This window comes from Serratia sp. CY33525 (assembly GCF_052169115.1).
Classification (GTDB): Bacteria; Pseudomonadota; Gammaproteobacteria; order Enterobacterales; family Enterobacteriaceae; genus Serratia; species Serratia sarumanii.
Map to the genome: position 1 here is coordinate 60,227 of NZ_JBJNLK010000013.1, position 24,591 is coordinate 84,817.

Sequence of the window (24,591 nt, forward strand, 5' to 3'; positions counted from 1 at the left end):
AACCATGAAAGCACTGTCAAAACTGAAAGCGGAAGAAGGGATTTGGATGACCGACGTGCCTCAGCCGGAGCTGGGCCACAACGACATCATGATCAAAATCCGCAAAACCGCGATCTGCGGCACCGATGTGCATATCTACAACTGGGACGAGTGGTCGCAAAAAACCATTCCGGTTCCGATGGTGGTCGGCCATGAATACGTCGGCGAAGTGGTGGCGATCGGTCAGGAAGTCAAAGGCTTCAGCATCGGCGATCGCGTGTCCGGCGAAGGCCACATCACCTGCGGCCATTGCCGCAACTGCCGCGGCGGCCGCACGCACCTGTGCCGCAACACCGTCGGCGTGGGCGTGAACCGTCCGGGCAGCTTTGCGGAATACCTGGTGATCCCGGCGTTCAACGCCTTCAAGATCCCGGATAACATCTCCGACGAACTGGCTTCGATCTTCGATCCGTTCGGCAACGCGGTGCACACCGCGCTGTCGTTCGATCTGGTCGGGGAAGACGTGCTGGTGTCCGGCGCCGGCCCGATCGGCATCATGGCGGCGGCGGTGTGCAAACACGTCGGCGCCCGTCATGTGGTGATCACCGACGTTAACGAATACCGCCTGGAACTGGCGCGCAAGATGGGTGTGACCCGCGCGGTGAACGTCAGCAAGGAAAACCTCAGCGACGTGATGGCCGAGCTGGGCATGACCGAAGGGTTCGACGTCGGTCTGGAAATGTCCGGCGCGCCGCCGGCGTTCCGCACGCTGCTCAATGCGATGAACCACGGCGGGCGCATCGCCATGCTGGGCATTCCGCCTTCGGATATGTCGATCGACTGGAACCAGGTCATCTTCAAAGGGCTGTTTATCAAAGGGATTTACGGCCGCGAAATGTTCGAAACCTGGTACAAGATGGCTGCGCTGATCCAGTCCGGTCTGGATTTGAGCCCGATCATCACCCACCGATTCTCGATCGACGAGTTCCAGCAGGGCTTCGACGCCATGCGCTCCGGCAAGTCGGGTAAAGTGGTGCTGAGCTGGGATTAATCTCGGCAGACGTGACAAGGGCCGGAATTCCGGCCCTTTTTTTACGCTTGCGGTTTGGCTTGCGTCCAGTGCTGCCAATGACGCTTGATGAAGGTCACCGGCGGCGAGGTGGCGATGCTGTCGGCGATGACGCCCAGCGCGGTGCCGGCGTTGGTTTTTTCCTTCGGCGGTTTGACCTTGCACTGCTTGATGCCGCCGCTGAACGGGTTCTTCGGCTGCGGTTTTTGCGGTTTGACCTGCGGTGGGACGTAGCCGCCGTTGCCCTGCGGTTCGTTCAGCAGCGCGCTCGGCTTGACCAGCACGATATCGGCGGGCAGCGACGGCAGCATCTGCTGCAGCACCTTCACCGTCGCCGGGCGCGGGTGGCCGATGGCGATGGCGGAGCCGTTGCGCCGCGCCAATTCGACCGCGCGGTTGAACTGGCGGCGGATGTCGGCTTCGTTCGCGGTATCGTCGAGGAACACCTTGCGTTTGATCACCTTCACGCCGGTGCCGGCCGCGGCGCGGGTCGCCTGGCTGCTGCCGATGGTCATGCTGTCGAGGAAATACAGGCGGTAGCTTTCGAGCGCCTGCATCACTTTCTGCATGCCCGGCAGGCTGGAGGTCATGGCGCTGCCCATGTGGTTGTTCATGCCGACCGCGTAGGGCACGTTGTTCACCGCGTTGCGGATGATGCGCTGGATCTCGTCGCTGCTCATGGAAGGCTGCAGGGTATCGCGCTCCAGCGGCTGCTTGCTGAGCGGCGCCATCGGCATGTGGATCAAGACTTCGCGGCCCTGGCTGTGGGCGCGGGTGGCCATCAGGCGGGCATGCGGCGCGTTGGGCAACACCGCGACCGAGATCGCCGTCGGCATTTGCAGCACCGCGTTTTCTTCGTGAGGGCGGTAGCCCACGTCATCGATGACGATGGAGAGTTTTCCTGCCTGCGCAGCGTAAACCTGCAGCAGACAGCCTATTAACAGAGCTGTACGGGTTTTGACATAGCGCAAATCTATCTTCCCAACCACGGCAGTGGGTTAACCGCCTGTCCCTGACGACGGATTTCGAAATAGAGCGACGGCGTTCCCTGGCCGCCGCTGGTGCCGACCAGAGCGATCGGCTGGCCGGCGCGCACCTGCGCCCCGACGTTGACCAACGCGCTCTGGTTGTAGCCGTACACGCTCATGTCGCCTTTACCGTGTTCGACCACCACCATCAGGCCATAGCCTTGCAGCCAGTCGGCCAGCAGCACGCGGCCATCGGCGACGGCTTTCACTTCGCTGCCTTCGCGGGCTTCGATCACCATGCCTTTCCAGCGTAGCTCGCCCTGCTGCTGTTCGCCAAAGCCGTGCAGCGTGCGCCCGCGCACCGGCCACATCAGCTGGCCGGCCGGACGACCGAGGCCGCCGGTTCGCGCCATCAGCGAGCGATCGGCTTCGCTAGGTTTGTAGGTAGTGCCGGTTTTCTTCGCCTGCTGCTCCTTGATGCGCACCTGTTCGCGCACCTTGGCTGCTTCACGCGCTTCGCGTTCGGCGCGCGCACGGGCTTCGCGCTCCGCCCGGGCGATCTTGTCGCGCATGCGGGCTTCGTTCTGGCGCAGTTCCACCAGGCGTTGTTGGTCTTTTTCCAGCGAGGCTTCCAGCGCGGTCAGCGTTTTCTTGCGGGCGCCGCGCGCCTGCTCCAGCTTCTGCTGCTGCGTCTGTTGCTCGCCCAGTAAGGATTTTTGCTGGCCCTGTTTGGCCACCAGCGTGGTTTTTTGCTTCGCCAGCTCGGCGCGGGTCTGCTTCAGCTCTTCGATGGTTTTCTGACGCGCTTCGTTCAGATAGCCGAAATAGGCCAGAATACGTTCGCTGCGCTGGCTTTCTTCACCGCTGAGGATCAGCTGCACGGCGCTGTGCTGCCCTTGCCGGAAGGCGGCGTCGAGCTGTTTGGCGAGGAGGTTTTGTTGGGTTGATTGCTGCTTTTGCAGTTTGGCTATCGAGGCGTTCAGGCCGGCAATGTCCTTGCCCAACTGGGTGAGCGTGCTCTGGGTGTCGCGCAGCTGGCGGCTGGCCTGGGCGATGGTTTTTTCCTGCTGACGCAACTGATCCTGCAGCGAGCTGCGCTGCTGTTGCTGCTGCTTCACCGCCTTTTCTTTCTCGGCGATGCTCTGCTGGATGTCTTTCAGCTGGGATTTATTGTCCTCCGCCGCTTGGCCGGCGAGCGGCAACAGCAAGACGCCAGCGCAAAATACGCTGGCGCACATGGCGGTGAACGTCCTTGGCGCGGTGCGTTCAGGCAGCGGCCGGCTGCCTGCGTTTGCGCTTCGGGTTACCCTTGATAGTGCAAAAAACGCCTTCTCCCTCATGGAGAAGGATTATTCCACGATGAACAGCGGCTTACCAGTCATCTCTTGCGGGATTTCCATTCCCATCAGCGTTAACAGGGTTGGCGCGATGTCCGAAAGCTTGCCGCCTTCGACCGCCCGCGCCGGTTTACCGACGTAAATCAGCGGCACCGGCAGGCTGGTGTGGGCGGTGTGCGCCTGGCCGGTGGCCGGATCGCGCATCTGCTCGGCGTTGCCGTGATCGGCGGTGATCAGCAGCTGACCGTCGACGTCGCGCACCGCGTCAACCACCTGGGCGATGCAGGCGTCCAGCGTTTCCACCGCTTTGACCGCCGCTTCATACACGCCGGTATGCCCCACCATGTCGCCGTTCGGGTAGTTGCAGATAATGGCGTCGTATTTGCCGCTGCGGATGGCGCTCAGCAGCTTGTCGGTCAGCTCGGCGGCGCTCATCTCCGGCTGCAGATCGTAGGTGGCGACCTTCGGCGAGTTGACCAGCACGCGGTCTTCGCCCTTGAACGGCGCTTCCACGCCGCCGTTATAGAAGAAGGTGACGTGGGCGTATTTTTCGGTTTCCGAGATGCGCAGCTGGGTTTTGTCGTGCTTCATCAGCCATTCGCCGAAGGTGTTGGCCAGCGACGCCGGCGGATAGGCGCAGGCGGTCGCGATGTTGGCGGCGTATTCGGTCAGCATCACGAAATCGCCGAACTGCACCTGTTTGGCGCGCGGGAAACCGTCGAAATCCGCGTTCACGAAGGCGCGGGTGATCTGGCGCGCGCGGTCGGCGCGGAAGTTCATGAAGATCAACGTGTCGCCGTCCTGCATCGCGGCATCGGCCTCACCGGCGGCGCGGATCACGGTCGGTCTGACGAACTCGTCGTTTTCACCGCGCTGATAAGCGGCCTGCAGCCCGGCGATCGCATCCTCGGCCACGGCGTCGCCTTTGGCCGCGGTCAGCAGGTCATAGGCCAGCTGCACGCGATCCCAGCGGTTGTCGCGGTCCATCGCGTAGTAGCGGCCGATCAGCGAGGCGATGCGCCCGACGCCCAACGCGGCGAAGGCGTCGCGGCAGCGTTGCAGCGGGGCTTCGGCGCTGCGCGGCGGCGTGTCGCGCCCGTCGAGGAAGGCGTGCAGATAAACGGCTTTGGCGCCGCGTTGGGCGGCCAGCTTGATCATGGCCAGAATGTGCTCGTCATGGCTGTGCACGCCGCCCGGCGACAGCAGGCCCATGATGTGCACCGCCTTGCCGGCCGCTACGGCCTTATCGACCGCGGCGGTCAGCACCGGGTTGGCGAAGAAGTCGCCGTCGGCGATCGCTTTGTCCAGCCGGGTCAGATCCTGGTACACGATGCGCCCGGCGCCCAGGTTGACGTGGCCGACTTCGGAGTTGCCCATTTGCCCATCGGGCAGGCCGACATCCAGCCCGGAGGCGGCGATCAGCGTATGCGGCTGCTCCCGCCACAGGCGATCCATCACCGGAGTGCCGGCGTTCAGGATCGCGTTGTCCTGCCGCTCTTCACGGTGGCCGTAACCGTCCAGGATCACCAGAACCATCGGTTTTTTGTTGCTCGACATTGCATTGACCTCTTATGAACTTTTTAAGCTGCGAATAGCCATGCGCCCGCCGCAAGCATGGCTATTCACCCTCGAAAAACCGGCTGATTTTACATCGCCGCCGGCGATAAATAGCCCAAAGAGATCAAGGTTGCGGCGAATCGCGCGGGCTTTTATGCTCTGACGTCGGGAATTTCTCAGCGCAGCCCGCAGTTTCTGCAATCGCGCTTGCTTATTGGCTGTATTTGCCGCACTCGGCAGGTATACTCTGGAACCTTGACTTATTTATCCCTTAACTGACGGGAGTTGTTACACCCCATGCTGCAAGAAATTATGCCATTCGTAAGCAGACACCCTATTCTGAGCCTGGCTTGGATCGCTCTGCTGGTCGCCGTGATCGTCATGACCTTCAAAAGCCGTTTCTCCAAGGTCAAAGAGATCGCCCGCGGTGAAGCTATTCGTCTGATCAACAAAGAAGAAGCCGTGGTGGTCGACACCCGCAGCCGCGACGATTTTCGCCGTGGTCACCTGGCCAACGCCATCAACCTGACCGCCAGCGAAATCAAAAGCGGCAGCCTGGGCGAGCTGGAAAAACACAAAGCGCAGCCGATCATCGTCGTGTGCGCCAACGGCACCGCCTCCCGCGAGCCGGCGGAGAACCTGAGCAAGGCCGGTTTTGAAAAGGTGACTATGCTGAAAGACGGCATTTCCGGCTGGAGTGGAGAAAACCTGCCGCTGGTGCGCGGTAAGTAACCGTTTAACCTATTTGAGGTGGCAATCCATGGCTAACATTGATATCTACACCAAAGCGACCTGTCCGTTCTGCCATCGCGCCAAGGCGCTGTTGAACAGCAAGGGCGCGGCGTTTAACGAGATCGCCATCGACGGCGATAACGCCAAGCGTGAAGTGATGATCGAGCGCAGCGGGCGCACCACCGTGCCGCAGATTTTCATCGATGGCCGGCATATCGGCGGCTGCGATGATTTATATGAACTCGATGCTCGCGGCGGCCTGGATCCACTGCTTTAAGCAGCTTGCCGGTTCACCGAGTGTCAATAAGGACGTTTAACCAAGGGTATTACTCACATGTCAGAACAAAACAGCACCGAAATGGCTTTCCAGATCCAACGTATTTATACCAAGGACATCTCTTTCGAAGCGCCGAATGCGCCGCAGGTTTTCCAGCAGGAATGGCAGCCGGAAGTTAAACTTGATCTGGATACCGCGTCCAGCCAGCTGGCTGACGAAGTGTATGAAGTGGTACTGCGCGTAACCGTGACGGCGACCCTGGGCGAAGAGACCGCGTTCCTGTGCGAAGTGCAACAGGCGGGCATCTTCTCGGTAGCAGGCATCGAAGGCACGCAGCTGGCGCATTGCCTGGGCGCATACTGCCCGAACATCCTGTTCCCGTATGCGCGCGAGTGCATCACCAGCCTGGTTTCCCGCGGTACGTTCCCGCAGCTGAACCTGGCACCGGTCAACTTTGACGCGCTGTTCATGAACTATCTGCAGCAGCAGGCGGAAGGCGAAGGTGCCGCACCACATCAGGATGCCTGATGAACACCGTCAATGCTTCAATGACTGTCATCGGTGCCGGCTCGTACGGCACCGCATTGGCCATTACGCTGGCGCGTAACGGCCACACCGTGGTGCTGTGGGGGCATAACCCCGCGCAAGTTCAAACGTTGCAGCAAGATCGCTGCAATCAGGCGTTTCTGCCCGACGTTCCCTTCCCCGATACCCTGTTGCTTGAAGCCGATTTGGCGCGGGCGCTGGCGGCCAGCCGCGACGTGCTGGTGGTGGTGCCGAGCCACGTGTTCGGTGACGTGCTGCGCCAGCTGAAGCCGCATCTGCGCCCGGACGCCCGCATCGTGTGGGCTACCAAGGGGCTGGAAGCGGAAACCGGCCGGTTGCTGCAGGACGTAGCGCGTGAGGCGCTGGGCGAGGCGATCCCGCTGGCGGTGCTCTCCGGGCCGACGTTCGCCAAAGAGCTGGCCGCCGGCCTGCCGACGGCGATCGCGCTGGCGGCGACCGATGCGCAGTTCGCCGACGATCTGCAACAGCTGTTGCACTGCGGCAAGAGCTTCCGCGTCTACAGCAATCCCGATTTCATCGGCGTGCAGCTTGGCGGCGCGGTGAAGAACGTGATCGCCATCGGCGCCGGCATGTCCGACGGCATCGGTTTTGGCGCCAACGCCCGCACCGCGTTGATTACACGCGGGCTGGCGGAAATGAGCCGTCTGGGTTCTGCGCTGGGCGCCGATCCTTCGACGTTCATGGGCATGGCGGGGCTGGGGGATCTGGTGCTAACCTGCACGGACAACCAATCGCGCAACCGCCGCTTCGGCATTATGCTGGGGCAGGGCAAAGGCGTGCAGGAAGCGCAGGACAGCATCGGTCAGGTGGTCGAGGGCTATCGCAATACCAAAGAGGTGTTGGCGCTGGCGCAGCGGCACGGTGTGGAAATGCCGATCACCGAACAGATTTATCAGGTGCTTTACTGCCATAAAGACGCCCGCGAAGCGGCGCTGAGCCTGCTGGGGCGAGCCCGAAAGGACGAAAAACCCAGCGCGTGACATAAAACGATATGTCGGGGCAGCATGCTGACCCCGCTAATGACCTGGGCCGCTTCGCGCTACCGTGTGAAGCGGCTCGTTTGGCAAGGCAGAGAGGAATGTGATGTCGTCAGAAGAGTTGGAACAGGTCTGGAACAGCATTAAATCAGAAGCGCGAGCACTGGCTGATTGTGAACCGATGCTGGCCAGCTTTTTCCATGCGACGTTGCTCAAGCACGAGAACCTGGGCAGCGCGCTCAGCTATATGCTGGCCAACAAGCTGGCGACGCCGATCATGCCCGCCATCGCGGTGCGCGAGGTGGTGGAAGAGGCCTACAAGTCCGACAACCAGATGATCGTGTCGGCGGCGCGCGATATCCTCGCGGTACGGCTGCGCGACCCGGCGGTCGATAAATACTCCACGCCGCTGCTTTACCTGAAAGGGTTTCATGCGCTGCAGGCTTACCGCATCGGTCACTGGCTGTGGCAGCAAGGGCGGCAAGCGCTGGCTATCTACCTGCAAAATCAAATTTCCGTCGCCTTCGGCGTGGACATCCACCCGGCGGCGACCATCGGCTGCGGCATCATGCTCGACCACGCCACCGGCATCGTGATCGGTGAAACGGCGGTGGTGGAGAACAATGTCTCTATCCTGCAGTCGGTCACCCTGGGCGGTACCGGTAAAACCAGCGGCGACCGTCACCCGAAAATCCGCGAAGGGGTGATGATTGGCGCCGGCGCCAAAATTCTCGGCAATATCGAAGTGGGCAAGGGCGCGAAGATCGGCGCGGGCTCGGTGGTCTTGCAGGCGATACCGCCGCACACCACCGCCGCCGGCGTGCCGGCGCGCATCGTCGGGCGGCCGGAGAGCGATACGCCGTCGATGGATATGGACCAATACTTTAACGGCACCAATCACGGCTTCGAGTACGGCGACGGCATTTGAGCGCCGTCTGTGCAGCCATTCAGGGGGAGCTTCGGCTCCCCCTGTGTTTTTCAGGCGGCGGTCAGCCCTGTTTCGGGAAGTTGGTGATATCGGTGACGATGTCGTCGATCGCCGCCTTGACGTCATCCGCCGTGACCGGCGTGCTGTCGTTGTTGACGGTTTTGCCGTAGGCCTTGCGTACCACTTCCATCACCGTTTTACCGGTATCTTGGTCGATCAGCTCGCCTTCGATATACAGCGCGGTATTTTGCGTCCGGTGCCCGGTAGCAGCCATGGTGCTGGCGACCACGGCGGCGACCGGCACCACCTCATAGAATTTCATGTCTTCATTTTCGGCGGAAACGGCGGTGATGGCGAGCTTGGCCACCAGCACGCGCGAGCCCGTCGGGCTTGGCAGAATGGTGAAGCGGTTCTGCAGCGCGGTTTTGATCCGCTGGGTCGCGTAGGTCTTAATCTTGTTCAGCGTGTCCTGGCTGACGCGCGCCGTGGGTTTCTCCGCCGGGAAATAGACCACCGGTTGGAAATAGAGGCCGCGATAGTTGGATTCCTTGTAGCTTGGATCTATCCAGCGCAGCGTTTTATGGCCGCTTGGCGAGGTGGTTTCCTGCAGTTTGCTGTAATCGGACAAGAAGCCCGAATACTGCGACGTTTGGGTGACTTTGGACGAACAACCCGCCAGCAACAGGCCCGCTGCCAGAACCGCCATGGCAACGCTCAAGCGTTGTTTCTTCATATGGTTTCCTATGATGAGTGGTGATTACCCTTACAAAACATAGCGCATTATCTACGCCTCATCGGGCATTTTCGGGGCCGGGCGTGCCCTGCCGCGGCCTTTTTTCAGGATCGTGATGCACCGCCGGTTTTCGCCGCCAGCGCCGATGATAAGGCGGCGAGCAAGTCGTCCGCCTTGGCCAGCGTCTGGCGTTGCTCAGCTTGCCACCGGGGCAACAAGGGCCAGAGATCCGCCTGATGTTCTGCCTGCAGGCACCAGACCTCACGATCGTGCCAGTCGCCGAGGGCGCTTTGCGCCGCCTTGAGGCCCGCCATCGCGGCGGGAGAGAGGGGAAGGCGTCGCGGATAGGCTTCGGCCGCGTAGCGCAGGCGCTTTATCAGCAGCCGCAGGCGGTGGCGATCGTAGCCGGTATCGGCCAATGCCCGGCGCAATTGCTGTTGCTGGCGCTGCAGGCGTCGGTTCAGGCGGTGTTTGGCGCCGCGCCGCGCGGTGCGGCGGAAGCGGCGCGGCCAGGCGTGCAACAGCGAGGGAAAGTCGATGATCTGCGGATGGGCGAGCAGTTGACGGTAGCGGGCCTGAAGATCGCTCTGGCGCACGTTGGCCTGCCAATCCAGGCGATGGCGCGCCAGTTCGGCGATCAGCACCTCGAGATCGCGCAGCGGCGTCGTGAGCCTGCCCAACTCGGCGGCGGCCCGATCGAGCCGCGTTGCGCCGGGGCAGCCGCGCAACGGGCGCAGCAGGCTGCGAATGCGGCGCAGACAGACGCGCAAGTCGTGCAGCGCTTCGGTGTCTTGCGCCTGTTGCAGCCGCAACAGCGCCTCGTTCAGCGCCGGCTCAAGCCGGCGAAGCTGGGTGACAATATCTGCGACGAAAGCCATGTGCCGTGCTCTGGAGAGGATGACCCTTTCAGTATGGCGCGTCGCCGCGGATTACGCCTTGATCAGCGCGCCGGCATAGTCCAGCTGCCGCCAGGCCTCATACACGACCACCGAGACGGCATTCGACAGGTTCATGCTGCGGCTTTGCGCCTGCATCGGGATGCGGATTTTTTGCTGCGCAGGCAGCGCATCGAGGATATCGGCGGGTAACCCGCGCGTTTCCGGGCCGAACAGCAGGTAGTCGCCGGCCTGATAGCTGACGGCGCTGTGCGCCGGCGTGCCTTTGGTTGTGAGGGCAAACAGCCGTTGCGGCTTTTCGGCGGCGAGAAAGGCGGCGTAATCGGCATGACGGCTGACGCGGGTGAACTCATGGTAGTCCAGCCCGGCGCGGCGCAGGCGCTTGTCGTCCCACGGGAAACCCAGCGGTTCGATCAGGTGCAGGTTAAAGCCGGTATTGGCGCACAGGCGGATGATATTGCCGGTGTTGGGTGGAATTTCGGGTTCAAATAAAACGATGTTCAGCATGTTGCAGGCCCCTCGTGAACGAGGGGCGCAGGATAGCAAACTCTTACTGTTCTGTCTTAGTCGACAGACGTTGATGATGCAGCGGCAGCCACAGCACCAACCGCAGGCCGCCAAGCGGGCTGTCTTCGGCCTTCACCCAGCCGCGATGCTGGTTGATCGCCGCCTCGACTATTGCCAGGCCGAGGCCGGTGCCGCCGGATTCGCGGTCGCGCGCCTCGTCGGTGCGATAGAACGGACGGAAGATCTGCTCGCGGTCTTCGGCGCTGACGCCGGGGCCGTCGTCGTCAACCTGGATGGTCACGCCCTGATTGTCGGCGCTGAACGCCACGGCGATGCGGGTGTGCGAATAACGCAGGGCGTTGCGCACGATGTTTTCCAACGCGCTGTCCAGCGCGCTCGCGTTGCCGAACAGCGTCCATGGGCCGGGCGGCGCGGTGATCTCCAACTGCTTGCCCATCTGTTCCGCTTCGAAACGGGCGTTGTCCAGCACGTCGGCCCACAGTTCGTTGGCCTTCAGCTGCTCGCGCGCCAGCTCGCTCTTCTGCTGACCACGCGACAGCGCCAGCAGATCGTTGATCATCGAATCCAGCCGCTGCGCTTCGGTTTCGATGCGCGCCAGTTCGTGGCCTTCGCCGTGGCGGCGGCGCATCAGCGCGGTGGCCAGCTGCAGGCGCGTCAGCGGCGTGCGCAGCTCGTGCGAGATGTCCGATATCAGGCGTTGCTGAGCATTCATCATGCGTTCCAGCGCGCTGACCATCTGGTTGAAGCTGGCGCCGGTGGCCAGGAATTCCTGCGGGCCGGCCTCCAGTTCCGGATGCTGCTTCAGGTTGCCGCGCGCTACTTCATCGGCGGCGTTTTTCAGTTTGCGCGCCGGTTTCGCCAGGCTCCAGGCCAGCCACAGCAGCAGCGGAGCGCTGATCAACATGGTGACGATCAGCAGCAGCAGCGGCCGGTCGAACATCAGGTTGATGAAATCGGATTGCGGGCTGTTGGCGGGACGGATCAGGTACAGCTGGTAGTTGTCTTCGCCGTCGCGCACCGCGAACGGCCCTACCAGCTCGACGCGGCCGTACTTTTTCTTCTTCGGATGATCCGAGTTGTCGGATTGGCCGATGAAGTTGCGGACGATCTGCATTTCATTGCGCTGCGCGCCGATCACCCGGCCTTCGCTGGTGACCAGCAGCAGGCGTTGGCCCGGCGGCGCCCATTTGTCGATGGCGCGGAACAGGCGGCGCCACCACATCAAATCGTTGGCCGGATCGTTTTGCAACTCGGCCTCGACGTGCTGTTCCAGCATCAACCCCTGCCGCTGTTCGCTGTCGAGCAGCGAAGTCATTTGGCGGGAGTCGAGCTTAGGCACCATCAGCACCAACATTAGCACCAGGGCTAACGTGAACCAGAAAATGGCGAAGATGCGTGCCGTCAAGCTGTTGATCATGTTGCAGATACCATCAAATAACCACGCCCGCGCAGGGTTTTGAACCACGGATGCCCGTCTTTGCGATCCGGCAGCTTACGCCGCAGGTTGGAGATGTGCATGTCGATGGCGCGATCGAACGGTGTCAGGCGTTTGCCCAGCACTTCCTGGCTCAGCAGTTCGCGCGACACCACCTGGCCGAGATGCTGCGCCAGCAGGTAAAGCAGGGTGAATTCGGTGCCGGTCAGATCCAGCACTTGGCCGTCGAAGCTGGCCTCCTGGCGACCGGGGTTCAGCTGCAGGCCATCGACATCCAGCGTCGGGGCGCCGCTGTCGACCTGCTGCTGCTGTTCGCTCCAGTTGGAACGGCGCAGAATGGCGCGAATGCGCGCGACCAGCTCGCGATCGTTAAAGGGTTTCGGCAGGTAATCATCGGCACCCAGCTCCAGGCCCAGCACGCGGTCCAGTTCGCTGCCGCGCGCGGTCAGCATGATGACCGGCGTCTGGTGATGTTGGCGCAGTTCTTTCAGCGTATCGATGCCGTTTTTCTTCGGCATCATGATGTCGAGCAGCAGCAGATCGACGGAGCTGTCCAGCAGCGACAACGCCTGCTCGCCATCGTGCGCGACGACGATATTAAAACCTTCCATTTCAAGCAGTTCTTTTAACAGCGAGGTCAACTCGCGGTCGTCGTCAACTAACAGAATCTTGTTCATTATGATTTACCTCCAGACGCAAAATACGTCATCAACTGTTGCCATTCCATGACTTTACGTAGTTTTACATGCACTGACGCAGGTTTTCAGGTGTAGCGGTACACTGCTCCTCGTTGATTCGCAAAGTGAGAAAGCTTGAGGAGTTGAAATGCGTAAGGTGACCGCATTAGTTATGGCATCACTGCTGGCAATTGGTTCGACCGCTGCCTTCGCTGCCGACACTATACCGGACACAGCCCAACCTCCCGGCAACGACGCGATGACCCGAATACCCGGCCAACACCATATGTTCGACGGTGTCAGCCTCAGCGAACAGCAGCGCCAGCAAATGCGCGATTTGATGCGCCAGGCCCGGCACGATCTGCCTGGTGTCAATGTAGCTGAAATGGAAGCCATGCATAAACTGGTGACCGCAGAGAAATTTGACGAAGCCGCCGTGTATGCCCAGGCGGAAAAGATGGCCCAACAGCAGGTCAAGCGCCAGGTCGAGATGGCCCGGGTGCGTAACCAAATGTATAACCTGCTGACGCCAGAGCAAAAAAGTGTTTTAGACCAGAAACATCAGCAGCGTATGCAGCAGATGGAGCAACAAATTTCTGGTTTGCAGCAAGCTTCTGCCCAGAAGTGAAGTACGACTGAGTAGTCCCCTGTTTTTCCTTGCCATAGACACCATCCCTGTCTTCCCCGCCATGATGGCGGGGTTTTTTTTATCCGACATTTCGCTATATTGAGCGCCACACCTTTTGACCGGGATCCCTTGATGGAACAGCGCTATGCACGCCTGGTAAAGTCCGCTGCGTTGGCCGCTACCGCGCTGGCGTCGTCACTGCTGTTGATCAAAATCGTCGCCTGGTACCACACCGGTTCGGTCAGCCTGCTGGCGGCGCTGGTAGATTCGCTGGTCGATATCGCCGCCTCGCTGACCAACCTTCTGGTGGTGCGTTATTCGCTGCAGCCGGCCGATGCCGAGCATACCTTTGGCCACGGCAAAGCGGAGTCGCTGGCAGCGCTGGCGCAAAGCATGTTTATTTCCGGTTCCGCCCTGTTTTTGTTTCTCACCGGCTTCCAGCATCTGTATGCGCCGCAAACGCTGCGCGATCCCGGCGTTGGGGTCGTCGTGACGGTGATCGCGTTGATCAGCACCCTGATTCTGGTCACCTATCAACGTTGGGTGGTCAGAAAAACGCGCAGCCAGGCGGTGCGCGCAGATATGCTGCATTATCAGTCAGATGTCATGATGAATGGTGCTATTCTTATCGCTCTTGGGCTAAGCTGGTACGGCTTCCAGAGGGCGGACGCGCTGTTCGCGCTGGGCATCGGCGTTTACATCCTGTATAGCGCGCTGCGCATGGGCTACGAGGCGGTGCAGTCGCTGCTGGATCGGGCGTTGCCGGATGACGAACGCCAGGCGATTATCGAGGTGGTTTCCTCCTGGCCCGGGGTGAAAGGCGCGCACGATCTGCGCACGCGGCAGTCGGGGCCGACGCGTTTCATCCAACTGCATTTGGAGATGGAAGACACGCTGCCGCTGCGCGAGGCGCACCGGTTGGCCGATCAGGTGGAACAGGCGCTGCGGCACCGTTTTGCGGGAGCGGACGTCATCATTCACCTGGATCCGTGCTCCGTGGTGCCGCCGGGTAGGCAGGGGCATTGGGAGCTATAATCAGATAGAGGCACAGATCGAAGTATTATCATGAATATCTGAGTTAGCTCAGCGTGCCATGCGGTATTTTTACCGTTATATTGCGTGACTTGAATCAATTCAGCTGGGTGTTTTTGATATAATATCCAGCAATAAGCCGTAAAGCTGGTTTTCTGCAGCCGGAGAGGTTTCAAGACGATCGGCGGAGACAGAATTCTTAAGAAATTGCATCTACACAGTTCAGAGGTAGTCATGATCAAGAAAATCGGTGTACTGACGAGCGGCGGTGATTCGCCGGGTATGAACGCTGCAATCCGCGGCGTTGTGCGTTCTGCGCTTTCAGAAGGTCTGGAAGTTTTTGGTATTTACGATGGCTACCTTGGCTTGTACGAAGATCGCATGGAGCAGCTGGACCGCTATAGCGTGTCCGACATGATCAACCGCGGCGGCACCTTCCTCGGCTCTGCCCGCTTCCCGGAGTTCAGGGATGAAAACGTGCGCGCCAAGGCGATTGAAAACCTGAAGAATCGCGGCATCGACGCGCTGGTGGTGATCGGCGGCGACGGTTCCTACATGGGCGCCAAACGCCTGACGGAAGAAGGCTTCCCGTGCATCGGTCTGCCGGGCACCATCGATAACGACGTTGCCGGCACCGACTACACCATCGGTTACTTCACCGCGCTGGAAACCGTGGTGGAAGCGATTGACCGCCTGCGCGATACCTCCTCTTCGCACCAGCGTATCTCCATCGTGGAAGTGATGGGCCGTTACTGCGGCGATCTGACGCTGGCGGCGGCGATTGCCGGCGGCTGCGAATTCATCGTGCTGCCTGAAATCGAATTCAACCGCGAAGACCTGGTGTGCGAAATCAAGGCCGGTATCGCCAAGGGTAAAAAACACGCCATCGTGGCGATCACCGAGCACATCTGCGACATCGATGAGCTGGCGCGCCACATCGAGCAGGAAACCAAGCGTGAAACCCGCGCCACCGTGCTGGGCCACATTCAACGCGGCGGTTCACCGGTTGCCTACGACCGCATCCTGGCCTCGCGCATGGGCGCCTACGCCATCGAGCTGCTGCTGCAGGGCTACGGCGGCCGCTGCGTCGGTATCCAGAACGAAAAAATGGTGCACCACGACATCATCGACGCGATCGAAAACATGAAGCGTCCGTTCAAGGGCGACTGGCTGGAAACGGCGAAAAAACTGTACTGATACGCCGCTCACCGCACGACAAAAGAGCCTCCGCTTGCGGGGGCTTTTTGATGCCCGCCGGCGATATATTCCGTAATCATCTATCCCAAAATTTTTTATTCTTTAATTGCCGGGAAAGTTTCTGGCAGGCTCTGATGCTAAACCAACCGATTGAGGTTGCGCTTAATTTTCTGGGAGAGCCTGTCGATGCGTAAATGGGGTGTAGGTCTGACATTGGTGCTGTTGGCGTCCGGCGCCATGGCGAAGGATATTCAGTTGCTGAACGTGTCATACGATCCGACGCGTGAGTTCTATCAGGCTTACAACACGGCATTCAGCAAGCACTATCAGGCGGAAACCGGCGACAAGGTGACGGTGCGCCAGTCGCATGGCGGATCCGGCAAACAGGCGACCTCGGTGATCAACGGCATCGAGGCCGACGTGGTGACGCTGGCGTTGGCCTATGACGTCGACGCCATCGCCGAACGCGGGCGCATCGAGAAAGACTGGATCAAGCGCCTGCCGGACAACTCGGCGCCTTACACCTCGACCATCGTCTTCCTGGTGCGCAAAGGCAACCCGAAACAAATTCACGACTGGCCCGATTTGATCAAGCCGGGCGTGTCGGTGATCACCCCGAACCCGAAAACCTCCGGCGGCGCCCGCTGGAACTACCTGGCCGCCTGGGGCTACGCGTTGCACCACAACAACAACGATAAGGCCAAGGCGCAGGACTTCGTCAAAAACTTGTACAAGAACGTCGAAGTGCTGGATTCCGGCGCGCGCGGCGCGACCAACACCTTCGTTGAGCGCGGCATCGGCGATGTGCTGATCGCCTGGGAAAACGAAGCGCTGCTGGCGGAGAAAGAGCTCGGCAAAGACAAGTTCGAGATTATTACGCCGAGCGAATCGATCCTGGCCGAACCGACGGTGTCGGTGGTGGATAAGGTGGTCGATAAACGCGGTACCCGCGACGTGGCGACCGCCTACCTGAAGTATCTGTATTCGCCGGAAGGGCAGACCATCGCGGCGCAGCACTATTACCGTCCGCGCGATGCGGCGGTGGCGGCCAAGTTTGCCGGGCAGTTCCCGCAGCTGAAGCTGTTCACCGTGGATGACACCTTCGGCGGCTGGACCGAAGCGCAGAAGGTGCACTTCGCCACCGGCGGCGTGTTCGATGAGATCAGCAAACGCTGATGCCGGTTGAGCGGCAATAAAAAACCCCGGCAAGCCGGGGTTTTTTTATGGCAGGCCTAAGGGAATCAGGCTTTTTTCGCTGCGGCAGCGGCTTTGACGATCACGGCGAAAGCGTCGGCTTTCAGCGAGGCGCCGCCAACCAGCGCGCCGTCGATGTCCGGCTGAGAGAACAGCTCCGCGGCGTTCTTGTCGTTCACCGAACCGCCGTACTGGATGATGATTTCAGCGGCAACCGCGGCATCGTGCTTGGCGATGTGGTCACGGATAAATTTGTGCACGGCCTGCGCCTGCGCAGGGGTAGCGGATTTGCCGGTGCCGATGGCCCAGACCGGCTCATAGGCGATCACGGTGCCTTTCATCGCCGGTGCGCCCAGCGTTTTCAGCACGGCGTCGATCTGGCGCGCGCACACTTCTTCGGTTTTGCCCGCGGCGTTTTCCGCTTCGGTTTCACCGATGCACAGCACCGGGATCAGGCCGGCTTCTTTCAGCACGGCGAATTTCTCGGCGATGACTTCGTCGCTTTCTTTGTGGTAGGTGCGGCGCTCGGAGTGGCCGATGATGATGTACTGGGCACCGACGTCTTTCAGCATGTTGGCGGAAACTTCACCGGTGAAGGCGCCGGACAGGTTAACGTCCACGTTCTGCGCGCCCAGCGCGATGCGGCTGCCGGCCAGCGCGTGCTTGGCCTGATCCAGATACATCACCGGCGGGGCGATGGCGACGCCACAGCCGTCAACGCTGCTCAGCTCATTGCGCAGGCCGGCGATCAGTTCGTTGACCATGTGGGTGCTGCCGTTAAGCTTCCAGTTACCCATAACTAATGGATGACGCATGTTTTTTCCTCCAACTAGGGAACGCGAGAGTCGAAATGACAACTGCCGGACCGGCAGTTTACCTGCCCAACAGTATAGAGATCATTAAGCGCGAAGGCTTTGCTTTTCGTCATTAAATGCCGCGCCGTTACGGCTCGGAAAGCGCCAGCTTAATCGGTTCAACCGCGAAGGTTACGCCTTTATCGCCGTTGTCCGAAACGACATAGCGAATGGCGCCGACCTGCTGTTGGTAAAAGCGCGATCCTTTGCCTTTTTCCAGCAGGCTGTTCACCTTGTTCTGGCTCTGTTCCACCGTCAACGCCGGTTCGAACTGGCGCATCAGCGCCGCCATGTAGCTGATGGCGATGGCGCGCGCGGCTTTTTCTTCATTGGCCTGCTGCAGCGGCAGGTGAGTGATCTGCAACGTTTTGATTTTACCGGTGCCTTTCTCCAGCGCGGTGGAGGCGTACAGGTTTTCGTTGAGTTTGCTGGCGGCGCGCGTCAGCAGCGGCGAATCGTCTTCGGCGGCGGGAATGGCGCGGAATTCGCCAATCGGCAGCTTCGGGTTGTCGCGGTTGTATTTTTCGCGGAATTTGACCACCGTCAGATCGAACGTCGGCGCCCCGGCCAGCAGGTAAGGTGCGGCGGGCGTCGCTTCGGTGGGCGGCGGATCGGCCCAGGCGCTGGCGGCCGCCTGCAGCAGGCAGGCGATGACGAGGGTTTTTCTCAGCATGGCGTATGGCATCAAGGACAAAGATGGCTCCGATTAAAGCGATAACCCGCGGGGCTTGTCAAAGATCCCACGCCATTATCGGTTCGCTGACGAGAAAGCTGTGCGGCGCACCGCGTTATGCAAGGCGGAAAACTCGGCCCGGCAGCGCCTATGTTACACTGCGGCGCAGAATATGGGCAGGCTTAGAGCGCAGGAATCGATGACGTTACAACAGTGGTGTTTTTCTTTTAAGGGCCGCATCGGGCGGCGCGACTTCTGGATTTGGATGGGGCTGTGGTTGGCGCTGATGGCGGCGGCGTTTACGCTGGCCAATTATCAGCTGATCGCCATCCAATCCATCGCCTTCTTTATCGTGGCGTTGCTGTGGCCGACGGCGGCGGTGCTGGTCAAGCGCCTGCACGATCGCAACAAGGCCGGCTGGTGGGCGCTGCTGCTGATCCTGGCGTGGATGCTGGCGGCGGGGAACTGGCAGATGCTGGCGCCGATCTGGCAATGGGGCGTCGGGCGTTTCATTCCGACGCTGATTATCGTGATGATGATGATCGATCTGGGTGCCTTCGTCGGCACGCCGGGGGATAACCGGTTCGGCCCGGAAGCCGAACCGGTGAAGTTCCGCTGATCCCCTTCGGGTTACCAGTAGTGTTCGCTGGTGATGTGGCCCGGCTTGCGGCGCAGGTGCTTGCGCATCTGGCGGTGGTCTTTCAGCGTTTGCTGGGTGTCCCGCACCATTTGTGGGTTGCCGCACAGCATCACGTGGCTGGTTTCGGCGTCGATGGTCAAGCCGATCGCCGCTTCCAACCGGCCGTCCTCGATCAGCGCCGGTACGCGGCCGGTCAATGAACCGGGCGCCTCTTCGCGGCTGACGACAGTCTGGATGCGCAGCTTGCCGTTGTAGCGCTGCTGCAGTTGCTGCATCAGCGGCAGGTAGCTCAGGTCACGCGCAAAGCGCGCGGCGTGCACCAGCACCAGGTTGTTGAAGCGCTCCAGCCCGATGCCCTGCTGCAGAATCGATAAATAGGGGCCGATGGCGGTGCCGGTCGCCAGCATCCACAGCGTGTCGCAGTCGGGCACCTCGTCCAGCACGAAGAAGCCGGCGGCTTCTTTGGTTACCATCACGTCCGAGCCCGGCTGCAGTTGATTGAGGCGCGGGCTCAGTTTGCCTTCCGGCACGGTGACCAGATAGAACTCCAGATTGGCGTCGTCGGGGGCATTGACGTAGGAGTAGGCGCGCTGCACCCGTTCGCCGTCGATCTCCAGCGCCAGCTTGGCGAATTGCCCGGCGGTGAAAGGATCGATGGGGGCATTGACCACCAGGCTGAACAGCCCGTCGGTCCATTGTTTTACCTGCGTAACCTTGCCGTTTACCCATTCAGCCATACTCTAAAGCTCCCGTGGTCGAATCAAATAAGCACAATGTCGTGAGCCGGAAATGGCGTGCGCGGTGCACTCTACCCGGTAGTCGTTGCCGAACAGGCGGTGAAACAGCTGCAGCTCGGAATTGCACAGGCTGCTGCAGCTGGAGCTGGCCACGCCGATCGGGCAGTGGTTTTCCACCAGCAGCGCGCCGAGCGGGTGGTCGAGCAATTCAGCCATGTAACCGTCATGTTGCCGCAGGCGCACCAGTCGGGCTAACCGATCTTGGTGGCTACGCTCGGCGGACAGCTCTTCGGCATAACGCAGATAAAGCTGCTCTTCGCGCGCGCTGAGCAACGGTTCCACCCCGGCGCCGCCAAACAGCTGCAGCGCGGATGCCCGCAACCGCTCCTGGTCGGCGGCCGTAAAGGCATGCCCTCGCTCGGTCAGCGACCAGTAGCGCGTCGGGCGGCCGACCTTGCTGCGCGCTTCTTCGTAACAAACCAACTCACGTTTTTCCAGGGATTGCAGATGTTGTCGGATGCCCATCGGCGTGATGTCCAGACGCTCCGCCAGCATTTTGGCCGAGTGCGGGCCGAGAGCCTTTAACTGCAATAAAATCAGCTCAGGTGTTTTCATGAACCAAATCCCTATGGTGTTATTTTATTTCAAGTTGATGAAAAGGATTATCGATTAAATGCTAAAGCGCGGCTACTGCAAGGGCGCTGTTTTTAACTCCAAAGCGTTAGACGTACAGTTTAATTTACGAGCCTGGTCGGGTTTGCTGCCAGTGTGACCTGGATCAATATCTGCCTGAAACTCGCTAAAAAAATCAGATTTGATTAGTTTATGCCGCCATAGAGGGCTGCTCGCCGTTCTGGCTGCTGCAACGGCCATTCCGGGACGCTGTGACGAGTTGAAACGTTAACGAAGATAATGAGAAAACTAGAGAATTTTCACCTGCTGGTGATGCTTATCCTGTTGGTCGCCGTCGGCCAGATGGCGCAAACCATTTATGTTCCCGTTATTGCTGATATCGCCCACGATCTGTCGGTTCGCACCGGCGCCGTGCAACGGGTGATGGCGGCGTATCTGCTGACCTACGGTTTCTCCCAGCTGATTTACGGGCCGATATCGGATCGTATCGGGCGTCGTCCGGTGATCCTGACCGGCATGATGATCTTCCTGATCGGCGCGCTGGGCGCGCTGCTGTCCACTAACCTGACGATGCTGGTCGCCGCCAGCGCCATTCAGGGCATGGGCACCGGCGTGGCGGGCGTGATGGCGCGCACCATGCCGCGCGATCTGTATGCCGGCACCGCGCTGCGCTATGCCAACAGCCTGCTGAATATGGGGATTTTGGTCAGCCCGCTGCTGGCGCCGGTGATCGGCGGCGCATTGGCGATGGTGTTCGGCTGGCGTGCCAGCTACGCCTTCCTGCTGGCGCTGTGCGCCTGCGTCGCTTTCGCCATGTTCCGCTGGCTGCCGGAAACCCGCCCGGTGCAAACGGAAAAACGCCGCATGCTGGCCAGTTTCCGCCAGCTGCTGGCTGACAGCACCTTCAGCTGCTATCTGGTGATGCTGATCGGCGCGCTGGCGGGCATTGCGGTATTCGAGGCCAGCTGCGGCGTGTTGATGGGCGGCGTGTTGGGGCTGAGCGGTCTGACCGTCAGCATCCTGTTCATTCTGCCGATCCCGGCGGCGTTTTTCGGTGCCTGGTACGCCGGGCGCGACGGCAAGACCTTCCACACGCTGATGTGGCATTCGGTGATTAGCTGCCTGCTGGCGGGGGCGATGATGTGGATCCCGGGCTGGTTCGGCGTGATGAACATCTGGACGCTGATCGTGCCGGCCGCGCTGTTCTTCTTCGGCGCCGGCATGCTGTTCCCGCTGGCGACCACGGGGGCGATGGAGCCGTTCCCTTACCTGGCCGGCGCGGCGGGCGCATTGGTGGGCGGCATGCAGAATATGGGATCGGGGCTTGCGACCTGGCTTTCCGCCATGCTGCCGCAAACCGGGCAGTTCAGCCTCGGATTGCTGATGTTCGCGATGGCGCTGTTGATCTTGCTGTGCTGGTGGCCGCTGTCCAACCGGATGCAACATCAGGGGCATACCGCATAACGACAGGGCGCCATTCGGCGCCCTCATGCAGTTGACAAAGGGGGGAAAAAGCGTGATTTTTCCCCCTTTGTGGTTATCAGCCGAAAATCAATAAATTGATTTTCCTGGTTTTCTATTCGTTGCTCTCTGCCAACTCGGCAAGGTCATGAGGTTTGTCATCAATCATCAGGGCGCCATTCGGCGCCCTGTTTCGTTACAGCAAAAACTCGTGCAGCGCCGGGTCTTTACGATCCAGATAGTGGGTTGAACGGATGCGGCGGATGGTGCGCGACTTGCCGCGGATCAGCAACGTTTCGGTCGTGGCCATATTGCCCTGGCGGCTGATGCCCTCCAGCAGATCGCCCTTGGTGATGCCGGTGGCGGAGAAGATCACGTTGTCGTTGTGCGCCATCTGATCCAGACGCAGCGCCTGACCGGCTTCGATACCCATCTCCCGGCAGCGCGCCAGCTCCTGTTCGCCGATGCGGCGGTTCTCGGCACTGTCGCCTTTCACCTCATGGCGCGGCAGCAAACGCGCCTGCATGTCGCCGTCCAGCGCGCGGATCACCGCGGCTGAGATCACTCCTTCCGGCGCGCCGCCGATGCCGTACATCACATCGACCTCGCTTTCCGGCATGCAGGTGAGAATGGAGGCCGCCACGTCGCCGTCAGGAATGGCGAACACCCGCACGCCGAGCTGCTGCATCTGCGCGATGACGCCGTCGTGGCGCGGTTTGGCCAAGACAATCACCGTCAGCTGCGACAGCGGTTTGCCCAGCCGGGCGGCGACGTTCTGCAGGTTCTCCGCCAGCGGCAGGTTGAGATCGATGGCGCCGCGCGCCGCCGGGCCGACCACCAGCTTCTCCATGTACATGTCCGGCGCGTGCAGGAAGGTGCCGCGATCGCCCACCGCCAATACCGCCAGCGCATTGGACTGGCCCATGGCGGTCATGCGGGTGCCTTCGATCGGATCGACCGCGATGTCGACCGCGTCGCCCTGGCCGGTGCCGACCTGTTCGCCGATATACAGCATCGGCGCTTCGTCGATCTCGCCTTCGCCGATCACGATGCGCCCATCGATATCCACGTTGTTAAGCATGATGCGCATGGCGTGGACCGCCGCGCCGTCGGCGGCGTTCTTGTCGCCGCGTCCCAGCCATTTGTAGCCCGCCAGCGCGGCGGCTTCGGTAACGCGGGAAAATTCGATGGCTAATTCACGTTTCATGGCAAACCTGTCTGTGAGAAAGGGAAGAAAATATCGGCAAAGTCTATCACAGCGCGGCGGCAGCGGGGCGGGGCAAAAAAAAGCGCCGCCCGCAGGCAGCGCAATTTGGGGGGTAACGACAAGGCTGGGTTTAGTCGTGCTCTTCCCACGCCTGAGCGCGAGCCACCGCTTTTTTCCAGCCGCCGTAGCGGTAGTTGCGTTCGGTGGTTTCGATGCTTGGGCGGAATTCGCGTTCAATCACCGCTTTGCTCTTCACTTCATCCAGATCGTTCCAGTAGCCGATGGCCAGGCCCGCCAGGAACGCGGCGCCCAGCGCCGTCGATTCACGCACTTCGGGGCGTTCTACGCGAGTGCCGAGAATATCGGACTGGAACTGCATCAGGAAGTTGTTGGCGACCGCGCCGCCGTCCACGCGCAGCGATTGCAGGCGGGTGTTGGCGTCGGCCTGCATAGCGTCCAGCACGTCACGGGTCTGGAAAGCGATGGATTCCAGCGTAGCGCGGATGATGTGGTTGCTGTTGGCGCCACGGGTCAGCCCGAAGATGGCACCGCGGGCGTACGGATCCCAGTATGGGGCGCCCAGGCCGGTGAAGGCCGGCACCACATAGACGCCGTTGCTGTCTTTCACCTTGGTGGCGAAGTATTCGGAGTCGGCGGCGTCGCTGATCAGTTTCAGCTCGTCGCGCAGCCACTGGATAGACGCACCGCCGATGAACACCGCGCCTTCCAGCGCATAGTTCACTTCGCCGCGCGGGCCGCAGGCGATGGTGGTCAGCAGGCCGTTTTTCGAACGCACCGCTTCTTTGCCGGTGTTCATCAGCAGGAAGCAGCCGGTGCCGTAGGTGTTCTTCGCCATGCCCGGTTGAACGCACAGCTGGCCGTACAGCGCCGCCTGCTGGTCACCGGCGATACCGGCGATAGGAATACGCGTACCGCCCTTACCGCCGATGTTGGTCTGGCCGTACACCTCGGAGGAAGGACGGACTTTCGGCAGCATGGCGCGCGGGATATCCAGCACTTCCAGCATGCGTTCATCCCAGTCCAGCTCGTGGATGTTGAACATCATGGTGCGTGAGGCGTTGGTGTAATCGGTGACGTGTACGCGTCCCTGGGTCATTTTCCACACCAGCCAGGTGTCGACGGTGCCGAACAGCAGTTCGCCGCGCTTGGCGCGCTCGCGGGCGCCTTCGACGTTGTCCAGGATCCACTTCACCTTGGTGCCGGAGAAGTACGGGTCAACCACCAGGCCGGTATTGTGACGGATGTACTCTTCCAGGCCGTCGCGTTTGAGCTTCTCGCAGATGTCGGCGGTGCGGCGGCACTGCCAGACGATGGCGTTGTAAATCGGCTTGCCGGTCTCTTTTTCCCAGACGATGGTGGTTTCGCGCTGGTTGGTGATGCCGATGCCGGCGATCTGATCGGAACTGATGTCGGCTTTCGCCAGCACTTCTACCAGCGTCGAACTTTGCGACGCCCAGATTTCCATCGGGTCGTGCTCAACCCAGCCGGCCTTGGGATAGATCTGCGGGAATTCGCGCTGCGATACCGCAACGATGTTGGCGTCGTGATCGAGCACGACGGCGCGTGAGCTGGTGGTCCCTTGGTCGAGTGCGACGATGTATTTTTTTTCTACAGTCATGGTAATTATCCTGCTGTTGTTAACCGTGTAAAACTG

The 24,591-nt window shown here is 60.9% G+C and carries 26 protein-coding genes; 12 read left to right on the forward strand and 14 right to left on the reverse strand.

The window, feature by feature from the left end; translation table 11 throughout:
- Nucleotides 1–4: 4 nt before the first annotated feature.
- Nucleotides 5–1,030 carry an L-threonine 3-dehydrogenase gene (tdh, locus tag ACJ8IM_RS23090; protein WP_033649729.1) on the forward strand — a complete coding sequence of 342 codons (1,026 nt, stop codon included), beginning with the start codon at nucleotides 5–7 and terminating at the stop codon, nucleotides 1,028–1,030.
- Between the two features lie 41 nt (nucleotides 1,031–1,071).
- Here the strand turns inward: tdh and ACJ8IM_RS23095 are convergent, their stop codons facing one another.
- Genes ACJ8IM_RS23095 through gpmM form a run of 3 tightly spaced genes read right to left on the reverse strand, consistent with a single transcriptional unit; the run spans nucleotide 1,072 to nucleotide 4,910 of the window.
- Nucleotides 1,072–2,019: a divergent polysaccharide deacetylase family protein gene (locus ACJ8IM_RS23095; protein WP_033654530.1), complete on the reverse strand. Its 948-nt coding sequence runs from the start codon at nucleotides 2,017–2,019 to the stop codon at nucleotides 1,072–1,074.
- A gap of 2 nt (nucleotides 2,020–2,021) precedes the next feature.
- Nucleotides 2,022–3,356 carry a murein hydrolase activator EnvC gene (gene envC, locus ACJ8IM_RS23100; RefSeq protein WP_033649727.1) on the reverse strand — a complete coding sequence of 445 codons (1,335 nt, stop codon included), beginning with the start codon at nucleotides 3,354–3,356 and terminating at the stop codon, nucleotides 2,022–2,024.
- Between the two features lie 9 nt (nucleotides 3,357–3,365).
- The gene (gpmM, locus tag ACJ8IM_RS23105) at nucleotides 3,366–4,910 is read right to left on the reverse strand and encodes a 2,3-bisphosphoglycerate-independent phosphoglycerate mutase (RefSeq protein ID WP_033654531.1); all 1,545 of its coding nucleotides are present in this window, start codon (nucleotides 4,908–4,910) and stop codon (nucleotides 3,366–3,368) included.
- 297 nt (nucleotides 4,911–5,207) lie between these two features.
- Here gpmM and ACJ8IM_RS23110 point away from each other — a divergent pair, with 297 nt between their 5' ends.
- From ACJ8IM_RS23110 to cysE, 5 genes are all read left to right on the forward strand, one after another.
- Entirely contained in the window at nucleotides 5,208–5,642 is a 435-nt protein-coding gene (locus ACJ8IM_RS23110) for a rhodanese-like domain-containing protein (RefSeq protein ID WP_033649725.1), read from the forward strand.
- 28 nt (nucleotides 5,643–5,670) lie between these two features.
- Complete coding sequence (grxC, locus tag ACJ8IM_RS23115; RefSeq protein WP_004931142.1) at nucleotides 5,671–5,919, forward strand: glutaredoxin 3; 249 nt, start codon at nucleotides 5,671–5,673, stop codon at nucleotides 5,917–5,919.
- 57 nt (nucleotides 5,920–5,976) lie between these two features.
- On the forward strand, nucleotides 5,977–6,447 hold the full coding sequence (gene secB, locus ACJ8IM_RS23120) for a protein-export chaperone SecB (protein WP_004931139.1): 471 nt from the start codon (nucleotides 5,977–5,979) through the stop codon (nucleotides 6,445–6,447).
- Nucleotides 6,447–7,466, forward strand: a complete 1,020-nt coding sequence (gpsA, locus tag ACJ8IM_RS23125; protein WP_033636456.1) for an NAD(P)H-dependent glycerol-3-phosphate dehydrogenase — start codon at nucleotides 6,447–6,449, stop codon at nucleotides 7,464–7,466. Before secB ends, gpsA begins: the two co-directional genes overlap by 1 nt.
- A gap of 103 nt (nucleotides 7,467–7,569) precedes the next feature.
- Nucleotides 7,570–8,391 carry a serine O-acetyltransferase gene (gene cysE / locus ACJ8IM_RS23130; RefSeq protein WP_004931135.1) on the forward strand — a complete coding sequence of 274 codons (822 nt, stop codon included), beginning with the start codon at nucleotides 7,570–7,572 and terminating at the stop codon, nucleotides 8,389–8,391.
- 61 nt (nucleotides 8,392–8,452) lie between these two features.
- On the opposite strand, the gene ACJ8IM_RS23135 is transcribed toward cysE, so the two are convergent.
- The 5 genes from ACJ8IM_RS23135 to cpxR all read right to left on the reverse strand — a co-directional run bounded on the left by ACJ8IM_RS23135 (nucleotide 8,453) and on the right by cpxR (nucleotide 12,660).
- Nucleotides 8,453–9,124, reverse strand: a complete 672-nt coding sequence (locus ACJ8IM_RS23135; protein WP_033654532.1) for a DUF3313 domain-containing protein — start codon at nucleotides 9,122–9,124, stop codon at nucleotides 8,453–8,455.
- A gap of 104 nt (nucleotides 9,125–9,228) precedes the next feature.
- Nucleotides 9,229–10,002 carry a CHAD domain-containing protein gene (locus tag ACJ8IM_RS23140; RefSeq protein WP_033654533.1) on the reverse strand — a complete coding sequence of 258 codons (774 nt, stop codon included), beginning with the start codon at nucleotides 10,000–10,002 and terminating at the stop codon, nucleotides 9,229–9,231.
- A gap of 51 nt (nucleotides 10,003–10,053) precedes the next feature.
- A complete protein-coding gene (gene trmL, locus ACJ8IM_RS23145) occupies nucleotides 10,054–10,527 on the reverse strand; it encodes a tRNA (uridine(34)/cytosine(34)/5-carboxymethylaminomethyluridine(34)-2'-O)-methyltransferase TrmL (protein WP_033636451.1) in 474 nt (157 codons plus the stop codon).
- Between the two features lie 43 nt (nucleotides 10,528–10,570).
- Complete coding sequence (gene cpxA / locus ACJ8IM_RS23150) at nucleotides 10,571–11,965, reverse strand: envelope stress sensor histidine kinase CpxA (RefSeq protein WP_033636450.1); 1,395 nt, start codon at nucleotides 11,963–11,965, stop codon at nucleotides 10,571–10,573.
- Complete coding sequence (cpxR, locus tag ACJ8IM_RS23155; RefSeq protein ID WP_004931124.1) at nucleotides 11,962–12,660, reverse strand: envelope stress response regulator transcription factor CpxR; 699 nt, start codon at nucleotides 12,658–12,660, stop codon at nucleotides 11,962–11,964. Before cpxR ends, cpxA begins: the two co-directional genes overlap by 4 nt.
- Nucleotides 12,661–12,808: 148 nt before the next feature.
- Between cpxR and cpxP the strand changes: the two genes are divergently transcribed.
- The 4 genes from cpxP to ACJ8IM_RS23175 all read left to right on the forward strand — a co-directional run bounded on the left by cpxP (nucleotide 12,809) and on the right by ACJ8IM_RS23175 (nucleotide 16,693).
- A complete protein-coding gene (gene cpxP, locus ACJ8IM_RS23160) occupies nucleotides 12,809–13,288 on the forward strand; it encodes a cell-envelope stress modulator CpxP (RefSeq protein ID WP_004931122.1) in 480 nt (159 codons plus the stop codon).
- 132 nt (nucleotides 13,289–13,420) lie between these two features.
- Nucleotides 13,421–14,323 carry a CDF family cation-efflux transporter FieF gene (fieF, locus tag ACJ8IM_RS23165; RefSeq protein WP_033654534.1) on the forward strand — a complete coding sequence of 301 codons (903 nt, stop codon included), beginning with the start codon at nucleotides 13,421–13,423 and terminating at the stop codon, nucleotides 14,321–14,323.
- 231 nt (nucleotides 14,324–14,554) lie between these two features.
- The gene (gene pfkA / locus ACJ8IM_RS23170; RefSeq protein ID WP_004931116.1) at nucleotides 14,555–15,517 is read left to right on the forward strand and encodes a 6-phosphofructokinase; all 963 of its coding nucleotides are present in this window, start codon (nucleotides 14,555–14,557) and stop codon (nucleotides 15,515–15,517) included.
- A gap of 186 nt (nucleotides 15,518–15,703) precedes the next feature.
- Nucleotides 15,704–16,693, forward strand: coding sequence for a sulfate ABC transporter substrate-binding protein (locus tag ACJ8IM_RS23175; protein ID WP_033636447.1), 990 nt, complete (start codon nucleotides 15,704–15,706; stop codon nucleotides 16,691–16,693).
- 65 nt (nucleotides 16,694–16,758) lie between these two features.
- Here ACJ8IM_RS23175 and tpiA read toward each other — a convergent pair whose 3' ends face one another.
- Together tpiA and ACJ8IM_RS23185 are read right to left on the reverse strand one after the other, a co-directional pair.
- Nucleotides 16,759–17,526: a triose-phosphate isomerase gene (gene tpiA, locus ACJ8IM_RS23180; RefSeq protein ID WP_004931113.1), complete on the reverse strand. Its 768-nt coding sequence runs from the start codon at nucleotides 17,524–17,526 to the stop codon at nucleotides 16,759–16,761.
- Between the two features lie 127 nt (nucleotides 17,527–17,653).
- The gene (locus tag ACJ8IM_RS23185) at nucleotides 17,654–18,238 is read right to left on the reverse strand and encodes a DUF1454 family protein (protein WP_033636444.1); all 585 of its coding nucleotides are present in this window, start codon (nucleotides 18,236–18,238) and stop codon (nucleotides 17,654–17,656) included.
- 199 nt (nucleotides 18,239–18,437) lie between these two features.
- Here ACJ8IM_RS23185 and ACJ8IM_RS23190 point away from each other — a divergent pair, with 199 nt between their 5' ends.
- Nucleotides 18,438–18,857 (forward strand): DUF805 domain-containing protein, encoded by a 420-nt coding sequence (locus ACJ8IM_RS23190; RefSeq protein WP_033639143.1) that lies wholly within the window; start codon nucleotides 18,438–18,440, stop codon nucleotides 18,855–18,857.
- 11 nt (nucleotides 18,858–18,868) lie between these two features.
- On the opposite strand, the gene fpr is transcribed toward ACJ8IM_RS23190, so the two are convergent.
- Nucleotides 18,869–19,615 (reverse strand): ferredoxin--NADP(+) reductase, encoded by a 747-nt coding sequence (gene fpr / locus ACJ8IM_RS23195; RefSeq protein WP_033636442.1) that lies wholly within the window; start codon nucleotides 19,613–19,615, stop codon nucleotides 18,869–18,871.
- Between the two features lie 3 nt (nucleotides 19,616–19,618).
- Complete coding sequence (locus tag ACJ8IM_RS23200) at nucleotides 19,619–20,230, reverse strand: helix-turn-helix transcriptional regulator (protein WP_033654535.1); 612 nt, start codon at nucleotides 20,228–20,230, stop codon at nucleotides 19,619–19,621.
- Between the two features lie 297 nt (nucleotides 20,231–20,527).
- On the opposite strand from ACJ8IM_RS23200, the gene emrD reads away from it, so the two are divergent.
- Nucleotides 20,528–21,712, forward strand: a complete 1,185-nt coding sequence (gene emrD, locus ACJ8IM_RS23205; RefSeq protein WP_033649888.1) for a multidrug efflux MFS transporter EmrD — start codon at nucleotides 20,528–20,530, stop codon at nucleotides 21,710–21,712.
- Between the two features lie 193 nt (nucleotides 21,713–21,905).
- Here the strand turns inward: emrD and glpX are convergent, their stop codons facing one another.
- Together glpX and glpK are read right to left on the reverse strand one after the other, a co-directional pair.
- Nucleotides 21,906–22,916, reverse strand: a complete 1,011-nt coding sequence (gene glpX / locus ACJ8IM_RS23210; RefSeq protein ID WP_033654536.1) for a class II fructose-bisphosphatase — start codon at nucleotides 22,914–22,916, stop codon at nucleotides 21,906–21,908.
- Nucleotides 22,917–23,046: 130 nt separating this feature from the next.
- Nucleotides 23,047–24,555 carry a glycerol kinase GlpK gene (glpK, locus tag ACJ8IM_RS23215; protein WP_033654537.1) on the reverse strand — a complete coding sequence of 503 codons (1,509 nt, stop codon included), beginning with the start codon at nucleotides 24,553–24,555 and terminating at the stop codon, nucleotides 23,047–23,049.
- Nucleotides 24,556–24,591: the final 36 nt, after the last annotated feature.

Excerpts from the sequence above, each read along its gene's own strand:
- cpxP (WP_004931122.1), top strand. The coding sequence starts at position 12,809 with ATGCGTAAGGTGACCGCATTAGTTATGGCATCACTGCTGGCAATTGGT.
- cpxR (WP_004931124.1), bottom strand. The coding sequence starts at position 12,660 with ATGAACAAGATTCTGTTAGTTGACGACGACCGCGAGTTGACCTCGCTG.
- ACJ8IM_RS23190 (WP_033639143.1), top strand. The coding sequence starts at position 18,438 with ATGACGTTACAACAGTGGTGTTTTTCTTTTAAGGGCCGCATCGGGCGG.
- cysE (WP_004931135.1), top strand. The coding sequence starts at position 7,570 with ATGTCGTCAGAAGAGTTGGAACAGGTCTGGAACAGCATTAAATCAGAA.
- ACJ8IM_RS23140 (WP_033654533.1), bottom strand. The coding sequence starts at position 10,002 with ATGGCTTTCGTCGCAGATATTGTCACCCAGCTTCGCCGGCTTGAGCCG.
- ACJ8IM_RS23200 (WP_033654535.1), bottom strand. The coding sequence starts at position 20,230 with ATGAAAACACCTGAGCTGATTTTATTGCAGTTAAAGGCTCTCGGCCCG.
- ACJ8IM_RS23175 (WP_033636447.1), top strand. The coding sequence starts at position 15,704 with ATGCGTAAATGGGGTGTAGGTCTGACATTGGTGCTGTTGGCGTCCGGC.
- glpX (WP_033654536.1), bottom strand. The coding sequence starts at position 22,916 with ATGAAACGTGAATTAGCCATCGAATTTTCCCGCGTTACCGAAGCCGCC.
- ACJ8IM_RS23110 (WP_033649725.1), top strand. The coding sequence starts at position 5,208 with ATGCTGCAAGAAATTATGCCATTCGTAAGCAGACACCCTATTCTGAGC.
- gpmM (WP_033654531.1), bottom strand. The coding sequence starts at position 4,910 with ATGTCGAGCAACAAAAAACCGATGGTTCTGGTGATCCTGGACGGTTAC.
- secB (WP_004931139.1), top strand. The coding sequence starts at position 5,977 with ATGTCAGAACAAAACAGCACCGAAATGGCTTTCCAGATCCAACGTATT.
- trmL (WP_033636451.1), bottom strand. The coding sequence starts at position 10,527 with ATGCTGAACATCGTTTTATTTGAACCCGAAATTCCACCCAACACCGGC.
- pfkA (WP_004931116.1), top strand. The coding sequence starts at position 14,555 with ATGATCAAGAAAATCGGTGTACTGACGAGCGGCGGTGATTCGCCGGGT.
- fieF (WP_033654534.1), top strand. The coding sequence starts at position 13,421 with ATGGAACAGCGCTATGCACGCCTGGTAAAGTCCGCTGCGTTGGCCGCT.
- grxC (WP_004931142.1), top strand. The coding sequence starts at position 5,671 with ATGGCTAACATTGATATCTACACCAAAGCGACCTGTCCGTTCTGCCAT.
- ACJ8IM_RS23135 (WP_033654532.1), bottom strand. The coding sequence starts at position 9,124 with ATGAAGAAACAACGCTTGAGCGTTGCCATGGCGGTTCTGGCAGCGGGC.
- glpK (WP_033654537.1), bottom strand. The coding sequence starts at position 24,555 with ATGACTGTAGAAAAAAAATACATCGTCGCACTCGACCAAGGGACCACC.
- ACJ8IM_RS23185 (WP_033636444.1), bottom strand. The coding sequence starts at position 18,238 with ATGCTGAGAAAAACCCTCGTCATCGCCTGCCTGCTGCAGGCGGCCGCC.
- fpr (WP_033636442.1), bottom strand. The coding sequence starts at position 19,615 with ATGGCTGAATGGGTAAACGGCAAGGTTACGCAGGTAAAACAATGGACC.
- gpsA (WP_033636456.1), top strand. The coding sequence starts at position 6,447 with ATGAACACCGTCAATGCTTCAATGACTGTCATCGGTGCCGGCTCGTAC.
- tpiA (WP_004931113.1), bottom strand. The coding sequence starts at position 17,526 with ATGCGTCATCCATTAGTTATGGGTAACTGGAAGCTTAACGGCAGCACC.
- emrD (WP_033649888.1), top strand. The coding sequence starts at position 20,528 with ATGAGAAAACTAGAGAATTTTCACCTGCTGGTGATGCTTATCCTGTTG.
- tdh (WP_033649729.1), top strand. The coding sequence starts at position 5 with ATGAAAGCACTGTCAAAACTGAAAGCGGAAGAAGGGATTTGGATGACC.
- envC (WP_033649727.1), bottom strand. The coding sequence starts at position 3,356 with ATGAGGGAGAAGGCGTTTTTTGCACTATCAAGGGTAACCCGAAGCGCA.
- cpxA (WP_033636450.1), bottom strand. The coding sequence starts at position 11,965 with ATGATCAACAGCTTGACGGCACGCATCTTCGCCATTTTCTGGTTCACG.